This is a genomic window from Enemella evansiae, from assembly GCF_004362375.1.
GTDB classification, from domain to species: Bacteria; Actinomycetota; Actinomycetes; order Propionibacteriales; family Propionibacteriaceae; genus Enemella; species Enemella evansiae.
On sequence record NZ_SNXA01000009.1, the window covers coordinates 618,032 to 630,073 of the forward strand.

Genomic DNA, 12,042 nt, shown 5'->3' on the forward strand with positions numbered 1-12,042 from the left:
CCGGGATTGCTACTCGATGGCCGTGCGGTCGGACCACCACTGCTTGAGGAGTTCGGTGGCCCGCTCCTCGCCGAGGGGGCCGTGTTCCATCCGCTGTTCGAGCAGGAACTGGTAGGCCTTGCCGACCTCGGGGCCGGGCTTGAGATCCAACAGCGTCATGATCTGGTCGCCGTTCAGGTCGGGGCGGATCGATTCCAGCTCCTCCTGTTCGGCGAGTTCGCCGATCCGCCGCTCCAGATCGTCGTACGCCCGGCGCAGCCGGTTGGCCTTGCGCAGGTTGCGGGTGGTGCAGTCGGCCCGGGTCAGGATGTGCAGCCGTTCCAGCTGATCCCCCGCATCGCGCACATAGCGGCGGACCGCCGAATCGGTCCAGCCCTTCTCCTCATCGAACAGCCCGTCACCGTACCCGTGGAACCGCAGGTGCAGCTCGACCAGCTTCGCCGCCGCCTTGATCTGCTCGCTGGAGAAGCGCAGCGCCTGCATCCGCTTGCGGGCCAGCTTGGAGCCGACCACGTCATGGTGGTGGAAGGTGACCTTCCCGCCGTCGGTGAACTTCCGCGTCGCCGGCTTGCCGATGTCGTGCAGCAGCGCCGCCAGCCGGCCGACCAGATCGGGCTCATGCCCGCGGGCCCGCTCCAGATCGATCGACTGCTGCAACACCGTCAGCGAGTGCTCGTAGACATCCTTGTGCCGGTGGTGCTCATCGACCTCCAGCCGCAACCCGGGCAGCTCCGGCAGCACGTACGCCGCCAGCCCGGACTCGACCAGCAGGTTCAGCCCGGCCCGCGGCTGGTCGGTGAGCAGCAGCTTGGTCAGCTCATCGCGGACCCGCTCGGCCGAGACGATCTGGATCCGCTCGTTCATCGCCAGCATCGCCGCCAGCACATCGGGATCGGGCACGAAATAGCTGCCGTCGGGCCGCTGCAACTGGGACAGGAACCGGACCGCCCGCATCATCCGCAGCGGGTCGTCGGAGAACGACTGCTCCGCGGTCGCCGGTGTCCGCAGCACCCCCGAGGCCAGATCGGCCAACCCGCGGTAGGGATCGACGAACTGCCGTCCGGGCAGCGCGATCGCCATCGCATTGACGGTGAAGTCCCGGCGTACCAGGTCGCCGTCGATGGTGTCGCCGAAGACCACCTCGGGCTTCCGCGAATCGGCGCTGTAGCTGTCCGCGCGGAAGGTGGTGATCTCGATCAACCAGGGCTCGTGGTCCGACCCCGCCGGCATTCTGGCCCCGATGGTGCCGAATTCCTTGCCGATGTCCCAGACCGCCGCACCCTTCACCCCGCGGGTGAACTCGCGCAGCAGCTTCTCGATCTCGGCCGGCCGGGCGGAGGTGGTGAAGTCCAGGTCGTTGCCGAGCCGACCCATCAGCGCATCGCGGACCGAGCCACCGACCAGATACAGCTCGTGTCCGGCCGCGGTGAACAGCTCGCCGAGGCGATCCGCCACGGGGGCGATCCGCAGCAGCTCGGCGAGCGCATTGCTCTGGGCGGCGGTCAGCGCCCCGGCGGGGCCGGTGGCGGGCGATTCGTTGTCAGGCACGGGCTGACATTCTAGGCCAGGTACGCCCCAGCGCGCCCGCGTCAACTCCCGGAGACATGGTTTCTCCCCTCTACCATGAACGGGTGAGCAGACCCGTGCGCCCCGACACCGACCCGCGCCGGGTGGGCTCGATCGGTGTGCGGATGCTGCTGGTACTGCTGCTGGCGCTCGCCGGCCTGATCCTGCCCGGTCCGGGACAGGCGTACGCCCTGGAGGACGAGCAGCCCGTCGGCATCACGATCACCGGGATGGACCCGGCCCTGCCGGACCGCAACGCCACCATCACCCTGACCGGTACCGCCACCAACAATGCCTCCGAACCGCTGAGCGGGGTGCAGGCGATCTTCTGGCGGGACCAGTCGCCGATCACCGACAACGACGGTTTCACCTCCGCGCTGAACTCCGCGGCCACCCAGCCCTGGGGGTCCCGGGTGTTCGACAAGCCCGGTGCCTTCGTCGATCTGACCAGCCAGCAGCGGCCGACGATCGCACCCGGGGAGACGGTCCCGTTCAGCGTCCAGGCGAAGGTGGCCGACCTGGAACTGCCGCGGACCGCCGGGGACTATCTGATCGGTGTGCACGTGCTCGGCCGCGTGGGCCGCAAGGGCAATGCCACCATCGGCCGGGCCCGGTTGTTCGTCCCGCTGCCGCGGACGGGCAGCAACGACACCCCGCCCACCCCGGTGCAGACCGTCACCGCGGTGGTGCTGTCCAGTCGGCCGAGCAAGGTCGGCCCCGGGCTGTTCACCGACGACCACCTGGCCGAGGAGCTCTCCGCCAACGGCCGGCTGACCCTGCTGCTGCGGGCCGCGAACCGACAGAACGTGTCCTATCTGATCGACCCGGCGCTGCTCGACGAACTCAACGCGATGACCGCCCCCGAGGGTTACCAGGTCCAGCAGCCCGACGGCCGCACGGTACCGGGACAGGGCAGCCAGCTGGCCCGTCGCTGGCTCGATGAGTACGCCCGGTTGAACACCCTGAACGGCTATCGGCTGCCGTTCGGTACGCCCGATCTGTCGGCGCTGGCGCACCAGCAGCTCGGCAACGTGGTGCAGCGCAGCGTGGCCGCCGGCGACCGGATCGGTCAGGTGAGGGACCTCCCGCTGATCGCCTGGGGTTCGAACGGTCAGGTCGCCCCGGACAGCATCGCGACCTGGGAGCAGACGAAGGCGATCGCGATCCTGGCCGCCGATGCGGTGACCAGTCAGGCGCTGCTCCGCCCGCTGGGCAGCACCCAGCTGATCAGCTACAACCCGCGGCTGTTCGACGGCGGGCCGGGCCCGGACCCGCGGACCACCCCGATCCATCTGCGTCAGCGGTTGCTGGCGGAGAGCTACCTCGACTCGCTGACCGGCCGCAGCACACCGGTGGTCCGGGTGATCACCACCGCCGATCAGGCCACCGCCGATCTGGCCGCCGACGCACCCTGGGTGCAGCGGCAGCCGCTCGGGTCGCTGCTCTCCGGCCGGCCGGCCGAGTGGTCCAACCAGCTCGACTATCCGGCCGCCGCGGCCGAGGCGGAGTTGAACTCCCGGCAGGCCGCGCGGATCCGTGAACTGGGCGCCTCCTATGCGGCGTACGCGGATCTGGTCGTTGACCCGGAACCGGTCAACCAGCTCGCCGACGAGTCGGTGGCGCGCTCCGCGAGCAGCTGGTGGCGGCGCGATCCGGCCGGATTCGACGCCTTCCTGGAACCGCAGACCGCGCAGGCCAAGGCGCTGGTCAGCGGCGGGACGGTCACCCTGGCGGTGCAGCGGTCGGTGATCATGTCGGGGCAGAGCGGGTCCTTCCCGGTCACCCTCACCAACTCGCTGAATGCGCCGGTCCGCGTCACCATCGACTGGGATTCCGACCAGCCGCAGCGCCTGGACATCCCGCCGCAGCAGAACATCGTGATCGAGGCCAATGGCTCGGTGACGGTCAACGTGCAGCCCAAGGCGACCGCCAACGGCCCGGTCCGGGTGAGTGCCCAGCTGACCACCCCGAACGGCACCCCACTGGGTCGGCGTACCTCACTGATGGTGAACGCCACCAACTTCGGCTTCGTCGGTTGGATCATCGTGGTCGCCTCCGGCATCGTGCTGCTCGGGGCGACGACGCTGCGGATCCGGCAGGTACGCCGGGAGCGGGCGGCGGATCAGCAGGAGTCGCGGCCGGGACCGGAGGCGGCCGGCACGGGTGATGAGCACCCGACGCCGCCGGTGGTGCAGATCGATCCGCTGCCCGAGCAGACCCCCGATGAGAACCATCCCGACGAGACCGACCAGAAGGCCACTCGGTGAACCAGACCGCACAGAACGAACGCGCCTCGACCAGCCGGCTGCTGTCCGCCGGTGCGCTGATGGCCGGCGGCACGATGGTGTCGCGGGTGCTCGGTTTCGTCCGGGTCGCGCTGCTGGCGTACGTGCTCGGCAACGGCACCCGGCAAGCGGACGCGTACGCCGTCGCCACCACGGTGCCGAATGCGCTCTACATCCTGTTCGCCGGTGGCGCGCTGAACACCGTGCTCGTGCCGCAGCTGGTCCGGGCGGTGAAGAACGACCCCGACAAGGGCGAGGCGTACACCAACCGGATCATGACCGCCTTCCTGCTGATCATCGGCGTGGTCGCGGTGCTGCTGACGATCGCCACCCCGGCGGTCACCTGGCTCTATTCGGACAGTCAATGGCACCAACCGGAGCTGGCCGACCACTACCGCGCGATGGTGCTGCTGGCCTACTTCTGCCTGCCGGAGATCTTCTTCTATGGCGTGTTCTATCTGCTCGGGCAGGTGCTGAACGCCCGGGACAAGTTCGGCCCGATGATGTGGGCGCCGATCGCCAACAACATCGTCCAGCTCGGCGTGCTCGGGGTCTACCTGGCGCTGTGGGGCCAATCCGACGGCGCCGATCCCTTCAGCGGGCCGCAGATCTGGCTGCTCGGCGGCGGGCACCTGATCGGCATCATCTTCCAGACCGCGGTGATGGTCTGGGCGATGCGCAAGATCGACTACCGCTACCGGCCCCGGTTCGACCTCAAGGGCACCGGGCTCGGGCACACCTTCCAGCTGGCCAAGTGGACGCTCGGTTTCGTGCTGGTCAACCAGCTCGCCCTGGTGGTGGTGACCAAGCTGGCCACCTCGGCGACCGCCCAGGGCGCCGGTGCCGGCCTGCTGGTCTACAACAACGCCTACCTGATCTTCGTGCTGCCGCACTCGCTGATCACGATCTCGCTGGCCACCGCGATGCTGCCCTCCGCCTCCCGGTTGGCCGCCAACGGCGACCTGGCCGGGGTGGGCCGGGAGACGCTGCGCACGATCAATCTGACCACCACCCTGCTGCTGCCGGCGGCCGCCGCGTTCATCGCGCTGGCGGGGCCGCTGACCGGACTGATGTTCGGGCAGGGCCAGGGTGCCCAGGACGCCGGTTACGTCGCCTGGACGCTGATCGCGTTCGCCGTCGGACTGGTGCCGTTCACGGTGCAGTACATCTGCCTGCGCGCCTTCTATGCGCTCGAGGACACCCGCGCGACCTTCGTCCAGCAGTGCCTGATCGCCGGGTTGAACATCGGCTTCGCGCTGCTGCTGGTGGTTCCGGTGCACCGCCCGGAGTGGGTGGCGCCGGCGCTCGCGCTGTCCTATTCGCTGGCGTACCTGATCGGCGTCGGCGTCAGCTATCAACGCCTGATGAAACGCCTGCCCGGGCTGTCCCCGGCGCCGGTGCTGCGGCATCTGCTGCGGGTCGGGCTGGCGGTCGCACCGGCCGCGGTGGCCGCGTGGTTCATCACCCAGCGAATCACCGGTGGGATCGGCATGCAGGTGCTCGGCCTGTTGGTCGCCGGCCTGGTCGCGGTCGGGCTCTTCCTCGGCCTGGCGAAGTTGCTGAAGATCGGAGAGGTCACCTCGATGGTGTCGATGGTGCTGCGTCGCGGGCGTACGCCGCAGCCGGCCACCCCCGCCGCCGAGGACCCGAACACCACCCCCGCCGAGGTCGGCGCCGAGACCCCCGAGGACGACGCCACCGCCATCCGCGAGCTGGCCGATCCGGATGCCACCCGCATCCGCTCCCTGGGCGAGGATTCCCCCCGTTCCCTGAGCGAGGAGCGCACCGAGTCCCCACCTTCCCTGAGCGAGGAGCGCAGCGAGTCCCCAGGTTCCCTGAGCGAGGAGCGCAGCGACGAGTCGAAGGGTGGCTTCGACTCGTACCTCGCTCAGCCAACCGATGACGAACCGACCGAACCGGTGGAGAACACCGCGGAGGATGTGCACCCGATCCAGGTGCGTTCCGGGATGGAGCTCGGCGGCCGCTACCGGCTCGAGGAGGTGCTGGTCCGGCGGGCGAACACCCAGACCTGGAAGGCCTTCGACGAGGTGCTGTCCCGGCCGGTGCTGATCCACCTGCTGCCGCCCGGTGGCGACAACGACGACCTGATGAACGCCGCCCGGAAGGCCGCGGTGGCGACCGACTCGCGGTTCCTGCGGGTGCTCGACGCCGCCCCCGACCCGGCCCCCGGCACGACCCAGCAGGACGACGACGGCACCCGGCTCGGCCCCTACATCGTCTGCGAGTACGCCGCCGGGCAGTCGCTGCAGACCCTGCTCGCCGCCGGCCCGCTGAGCGCACTCGAGGCGGCCTGGCTGGTCCGCGAGGTCGCCGATGCGCTGTCCGGGATGCACGTCCAGGGCCTGTTCCACCAGCGGATCTCCCCGGACACGGTGATCATCACCGCCACCGGCAACATCAAGATCGTCGGCTTCCTGCTGGAGGCCGAGATGGTACCCAGCCATCACGAGATCGCCGCCGGGGAGGACCCCGAGACCGTCGATGTGATGGATCTGGGCCGACTGCTCTACTGCACCCTGGTCTCCCGCTGGCCGGGTGGGCACGCCTATGGGATGCCGGAGGCGCCGATGGACGCCGAACGCCGGATCCTCACCCCGCGCCAGGTCCGGGCCGGTGTCTCCCCGGCGCTCGACCGGATCTGCGACCAGATCCTCTCGGAGTCCCCGCGGCACCGCGAGGTGGCACTGCGTACCGCCAACGAGGTCGTCGTCGCGCTGACCCGGGTGCTCGGCACCGCCGATGCCGCGCACGATCTGGAGCGCCGGATGCGCTATCCGGTGCCGGTCGTCCAGGTCGACGGGGAGGAGCCCCCGCTGGCCTCGCTGGCCGCGCTGTCGCCGGGCTCGGCATTCGCGGAGCAGGACACCGCGGCGATCCGGACCAGCGATCCGGACGCGCCCACCGGGGCGTACCAGCCGATCAGCACCCAGCGGATCGCCGCGGTACCGGCCACCCCGCGCACCCCCGACGACGCTGAACAGACCGTGGTCCGGGGCGTACCCGCGCACGGCGCCTCGCCGGCACCGACCCGCCGCAGGGAGAACCGGGCCTGGCTGGGCTGGTTGATCGGGCTGGTGCTGCTGGTGCTGGTCGGCAGCCTGATCGCGGTCGCGCTGCGGCAGAATCCGGCCGCCGGTCCGGGCGCGGCGCCGAGCCCGGTGCCGACGCCCACCCAGTGGCAGATCGTCCGGGCCGCCGACTTCGACCCGCAGGGCGACGACCGGACCGAGAACCCCGGCCAGGTGCCGCAGGCCTATGACAACAACCCGGACACCGCCTGGCGCACGGTCAACTACCGCGAGGCCGAGATGAGCGACAAGGACGGTCTCGGCATCGTCTTCGACCTCGGCGAGGTACGCCCGATCGCGCGGGCCGAGCTGCAGCTGGTCGGCGCACCGACCGCGGTCGAGCTGCGGATCCCGGCGGCCAACCCGGAGACGGTGACCGCCGCACCGATGAACTCCGCGGCCCAGTGGCGTTCCCTGGCCCAGACCCGGGCCACCACACCGCAGGTCACGCTGGCACCGGCGCAACCCGTCCGGTCCCGATTCGTGCTGGTCTATCTGACCGAACTGCCCGCCGACGGCAGCACCTACCGGGGTGGGATCGCGGAGGCACGCTTCGTCGGTTGAGGTGCAACAGCCCTCGGCGTGGCGTAACCTACGTCCGTTGCCGCCCGCCACTTGATCCAGTTCGATGAAGGACGCCCGCCCGTGACCGATGAGCGCACCGACCCGGAGCTGTTGCGCGCGCACGTGGATGGTGACCCGGACGCGTTCTCGATCCTGGTGGCCCGTCACCGGGATCGCCTCTGGGCGGTGGCGCTGCGCACCATGCGCAATCCGGAGGAGGCCGCCGACGCGCTGCAGGAGGCGTACATCTCCGCATTCCGGCGGGCGCACACCTTCCGTGGCGATGCGAAGGTGACCACCTGGCTGCATCGGGTGGTGGTGAACGCCTGTCTGGACCGGATCCGGCACAACAAGGTACGCCGGGCCGAGCCGCTGCCCGAGGATCCCGATCGGTCCGCCGAGCTCAGCGTCGCCGACGAGTCGGACCAGCTCGAGGTCAAGGAGCGCCGCGCCGACGTGGCGGCCGCGCTGAACCAGATCAACGCCGACCAGCGGGCCGCGCTGGTGCTGGTCGACATGGAGGGCTATTCGGTCGAGGAGGCCGCGCAGATCCTCGGCTGTGCCGTCGGCACGATCAAATCCCGGTGTTCCCGGGGCCGTGCCAAACTGGTACCACTGCTCGTCCACCTCCGCGAGAGCACCACCTCGACAAGTCGGTGAGCGAGGGAACCGAGCCCGTGCCGGGCGTCGTCCAAGCCCCGTCGCCGGACCTGTCGACAGCCATGACTACGTGAGGAGCGCAGTGAACGACGAACCGACCGCCGCCCCTCGAGCCGCCACCGGGCACGTCTCGATCGAGGAGTTGTCCGATGCGGCCGAGCAGTTGCTCACCGCCGAGGATGCCGCCCGGGTGACCGACCATGTGCAGGCCTGCGCGCAGTGCGGTGAACTCGCCCGCGCGCTCGCCGATGCCTGCGACGCGCTGCGGTCCGAACCGGCGCCGCCGATGCCGGATGCCGTCTTCGACCGGTTGTCCGCGGTGGTCCGCGCCGAGTCCGAACGACGCAGCAGCGGTACCGCGCGGGCCGAGGAGGAGGCCGAGCGCGCCGCCCGCGCGAAGCGGACCGTCGGCACCTTCGGCGACCATCCCGATTTCGACCGCACCTGGGAGCCCGACCGGTCCCGGAGCGAGTCCCGGAACTGAGCTCGACGCCGTGCTGGCCCCAGGTGGCAGACTGGAGCCAGCACAGCGTCGACCCCTGGGGGATCAATGAGTTCGCCACGGCCCCCTTCGGCCACCTCGGACCGCACCGTCTGGTGGGGATTCGGGGTGCTCACCGTCGTCCTGATCGCCAGCCTGGTGGGCTTCACGCTGCTGCCCGCAACGCCTGCGCCGGCGGGCGCCGGCGCCGGTCAGCAGGCCGGCCGCGCGGGTGGCGGGGCCTCCCCGGACGCGTCGCCTTCCCCGACGCCGAGCCCCACCCCGACCCCGCCGACGCTCACTGATCCGACCGACTCGCCGTTGTACCGGCTCGAGCTCAACGTGGTCGCCTGCCCGGGGTTCACCGAACGCACCGACCGGGTACCGGCCGGTGAGCTGCGTGGCTATCTGCAGACGGTGCTGGACTGCCTGGTGGCCAGCAACCGGGAGGCCCTGGAGCGGGCCGGGTTGCCGACCGTCGCCCCGACGCTGGCCGAGGAGGGTGAGATGGCGTCCTCCCCGTGCGGCGCCGCGGAGGAGCAGCAGAACTGGGCTGCGGCGTACTGCGGCGGGAACCAGGTGATCTACTACCACGCTGACTGGCAGGAGCAGCACGGGCCCTATGTGGGTGTGATCGCGCACGAGTACGCGCACCATCTGCAACTGGTCACCGGTCTGCTGGAGATCAACCACGAACAGCGCCAGGCGACCCAGGGGCAGCCGAACGGCAAGATCAAGGAGAACGAGCTGACTCGGCGCAACGAGCTGCAGGCCCAGTGCGTCGCCGGGGCCCTGCTGAACGGAGACTGGAGCCCGCTGCGCAGCAGGGTCGGCTATCAGGAGTTCATCGACGGAACCAGGTCGATGGATCCCCAGGGAGCCAGTACCCACGGCACCGGCCGGGCCAACAACCGGTGGATCGCCGCCGGCGGGACCAGTACCGGGCCGATGTACTACAAGGCCTGCAACACCTATTCCGCCCCCGCCGACCAGGTGGAGTGAGGCTCAGAGCCGTTCCGCGACAACGGTGTTCACGCACTCGCCGAGCTGCTCGATGCGGGTGGTGACGACGTCACCGTCGGCGAGGAACACCGGTGGCTTGCGGCCCGCGCCCACGCCGCCGGGCGTACCGGTCGCGATCACATCGCCGGGATGCAGGGTGACGAAGGTCGACACGTAGCGGACCAGGTCGATCGGGTCGAAGACCAGATCGCCGGTGCTGTCGTCCTGGCGGACGTCGTCGTTGACCGAACAGCTGATCCGCAGTTCCGGGCGTACGCCGCCGGGCAGCTCCTCGGGGGTGACCAGCCAGGGGCCGAGCGGGGTGCTGTGCTCGAAGTTCTTGCCCTGGTCCCACATCGGCGTACGCCGCTGCCAGTCGCGCATCGAGACATCGTTGAGGATCGAGAAACCGGCGATCGCGGCGGTCGCCTGCTGCTCGTCGGCGCGGCGTACGCTGCGGCCGATCACGATGGCCAGTTCGGCCTCCCAGTCCACCTCGGCGGATTCCGGGGGCAGCGTGATCTCGTCCCGGGCGCCGATCAGGGTCTCGGTCCACTTGGCGAAGATCGTCGGGTGCTCGGGCAGCTCCCGGCCCATCTCGGTGATGTGGTTGGCGTAGTTGAGGCCGACGCAGACGACCTTGCCCGGCCGGGTGACCAGGGGCGCGTAGTCGAAGTCGGCCAGATCGACCCGCGGCCCGTCACCGGCGGCCCGCTCCACCCAGTCGGGATCGGCGAGCAGCTCACCGATATCGGCCACCCCGAGGTCGACCCCGTGTTCGTCGTCGATCACCCGGACCACGGTGGTCAGGTTCACGGTGCGGATGGTGGCGAGCTTCATCAGCTGAGTCCTCTCGGCGGTGGTCGAGGGCGACGATACCCACCTCAGCCGGGGCGGGTCACCGGGTCACCCCGCGTGGGCGGCGATCACCGCGGCCGCGATCGCGGTCCGTTCCGGGATGGTGGCCACCACGGCGTGCTCGTGCAGGGCGTGCGCACCGGCACCGGTCGCGCCGAGACCGTCCAGCACCGGCAGGCCGAGGGCGCTGGCGAAGTTGCCGTCGGAGGCACCACCGACCGAGATCTCGTCGAGCCCCAGGCCGAGCTGGGTGGCGATCTCCTTTGCCTGGTTGAAGATCCGCGCGTTGGCCTCGGTACGCTCCATCACCGGCCGGTTCCAGCCGCCACCGACCTCGATTCTCGCGTCGGGGTGATGGGTGGCCAGGCTGTCGAAGGCCTGCTGGATCCGCTGCTGTTCGGCCATCGTGGCGACCCGGACGTCGATGGTGGCCTCGGCGCGACCGGCGGTGACGTTGTTGCGGGTGCCGCCGCGGATCACCCCGACGTTGACGGTGGTACCCGCGGCCAGGTCGGTGAGGCCGTGCAGCTGCAGGATCAGCCGGGCCAGTTCGTCGATCGCGCTGACCCCCTTGGTCGGGTCGAGCCCGGCATGGGCCTCGACACCGGTCACGGCCAGGGTGAAGATGCCGACCCCCTTGCGGGCGGTCTTCAGCCTGCCGTCGGCGGCGGCCTCGAAGACCAGTACGGCGGCGGCGTCGCGAGCGGCGTCCTCGATCACCGGGCGGGAGTTGTAGCTGCCGGTCTCCTCGTCGGTGTTGATGACCAGCCGCAGGGTGGGCAGCGGGCTGTCGAGCTGCCGCAGCGCGCGCACCGCCCAGATCGCCTGCACGACACCGACCTTCATGTCGAAGCAGCCGGGGCCGCGCAGTACGCCGTCGGTGACCGCGGCGGGCCGTTCGGCGACCGTACCGGTGGGAAAGACGGTGTCGACGTGGCAGAGCATCGTGACCGGTTGCGACCCGGAGCCGGCCAGCTCGAGCACCACGGCCGCACCGGCGGTCTCGCTGGCCGGGTGCTCGGTGACCACCTCGAAGCCGGGGACGCGGCGGCGTACCCAGTCGACGATCTGCGGCAATCCCTGTTCCAGCAGGCCAAGATCGTCGCTCGGGGTCTCCAGGTCGACCAGCCAGCTGGCGTCGGCCACCAGTTCGTCGGTGTGGTCGCGGAGCCAGTCCAGCAGCTCGTCGGGGGTGGTCATCGGGCGGTCGCCTCCAGTCGGTCGATACGGTCGCTCACGTCGGCTGAGCGAGCGAGGAACGAGTCTCCTGCTACGTCGGCTGAGCGAGCGAGGAACGAGTCTCCTGCTACGTCGGCTGAGCGAGCGAGGAACGAGCGAGTCGAAGCCACGTCGTCCCGACACCCTCACGCTAGCGGCCCCGGCGTCAGGCCACGAGGAACCAGAAAACCGCCTCCCTGGATCCGGGAGGCGGTTCGTGGTCGGTGCGCCTAACTGGACTTGAACCAGTGACCTCTGCCTTATCAGGGCAGCGCTCTAACCGTCTGAGCTATAGGCGCGGGCGGCGCATCAGCACCGA

8 protein-coding genes and 1 tRNA gene are annotated in these 12,042 nt (G+C 70.2%); 5 read left to right on the forward strand and 4 right to left on the reverse strand.

All coding sequences use genetic code 11. The features are described from left to right. Positions 1 to 9 precede the first annotated feature (9 nt). The gene (locus C8D81_RS10960) at positions 10 to 1,506 is read right to left on the reverse strand and encodes a CCA tRNA nucleotidyltransferase (protein ID WP_267873151.1); all 1,497 of its coding nucleotides are present in this window, start codon (positions 1,504 to 1,506) and stop codon (positions 10 to 12) included. A 125-nt stretch (positions 1,507 to 1,631) separates the two neighbouring features. Here C8D81_RS10960 and C8D81_RS10965 point away from each other — a divergent pair, with 125 nt between their 5' ends. From C8D81_RS10965 to C8D81_RS10985, 5 genes are all read left to right on the forward strand, one after another. Beyond that, on the forward strand, positions 1,632 to 3,833 hold the full coding sequence (locus C8D81_RS10965) for a DUF6049 family protein (protein WP_133626064.1): 2,202 nt from the start codon (positions 1,632 to 1,634) through the stop codon (positions 3,831 to 3,833). Continuing rightward, positions 3,830 to 7,504 carry a murein biosynthesis integral membrane protein MurJ gene (gene murJ / locus C8D81_RS10970; RefSeq protein WP_133626065.1) on the forward strand — a complete coding sequence of 1,225 codons (3,675 nt, stop codon included), beginning with the start codon at positions 3,830 to 3,832 and terminating at the stop codon, positions 7,502 to 7,504. Before C8D81_RS10965 ends, murJ begins: the two co-directional genes overlap by 4 nt. Before the next feature lie 81 nt (positions 7,505 to 7,585). Next, entirely contained in the window at positions 7,586 to 8,164 is a 579-nt protein-coding gene (gene sigM, locus C8D81_RS10975) for an RNA polymerase sigma factor SigM (RefSeq protein ID WP_208109218.1), read from the forward strand. A gap of 82 nt (positions 8,165 to 8,246) precedes the next feature. Further along, a complete protein-coding gene (locus C8D81_RS10980; RefSeq protein ID WP_094357606.1) occupies positions 8,247 to 8,648 on the forward strand; it encodes a hypothetical protein in 402 nt (133 codons plus the stop codon). Between the two features lie 66 nt (positions 8,649 to 8,714). Beyond that, positions 8,715 to 9,647, forward strand: a complete 933-nt coding sequence (locus tag C8D81_RS10985; protein WP_094426534.1) for a neutral zinc metallopeptidase — start codon at positions 8,715 to 8,717, stop codon at positions 9,645 to 9,647. A gap of 3 nt (positions 9,648 to 9,650) precedes the next feature. On the opposite strand, the gene C8D81_RS10990 is transcribed toward C8D81_RS10985, so the two are convergent. From C8D81_RS10990 to C8D81_RS11000, 3 genes are all read right to left on the reverse strand, one after another. After that, positions 9,651 to 10,487: a fumarylacetoacetate hydrolase family protein gene (locus C8D81_RS10990; RefSeq protein WP_133626066.1), complete on the reverse strand. Its 837-nt coding sequence runs from the start codon at positions 10,485 to 10,487 to the stop codon at positions 9,651 to 9,653. 66 nt (positions 10,488 to 10,553) lie between these two features. Then, on the reverse strand, positions 10,554 to 11,705 hold the full coding sequence (locus tag C8D81_RS10995; RefSeq protein WP_094431118.1) for a M20 family metallopeptidase: 1,152 nt from the start codon (positions 11,703 to 11,705) through the stop codon (positions 10,554 to 10,556). Between the two features lie 243 nt (positions 11,706 to 11,948). After that, positions 11,949 to 12,022: transfer RNA gene (locus tag C8D81_RS11000), tRNA-Ile, on the reverse strand. Between the last annotated feature and the right edge of the window lie 20 nt (positions 12,023 to 12,042).

Excerpts from the sequence above, each read along its gene's own strand:
- C8D81_RS10990 (WP_133626066.1), bottom strand. The coding sequence starts at position 10,487 with ATGAAGCTCGCCACCATCCGCACCGTGAACCTGACCACCGTGGTCCGG.
- C8D81_RS10985 (WP_094426534.1), top strand. The coding sequence starts at position 8,715 with ATGAGTTCGCCACGGCCCCCTTCGGCCACCTCGGACCGCACCGTCTGG.
- C8D81_RS10995 (WP_094431118.1), bottom strand. The coding sequence starts at position 11,705 with ATGACCACCCCCGACGAGCTGCTGGACTGGCTCCGCGACCACACCGAC.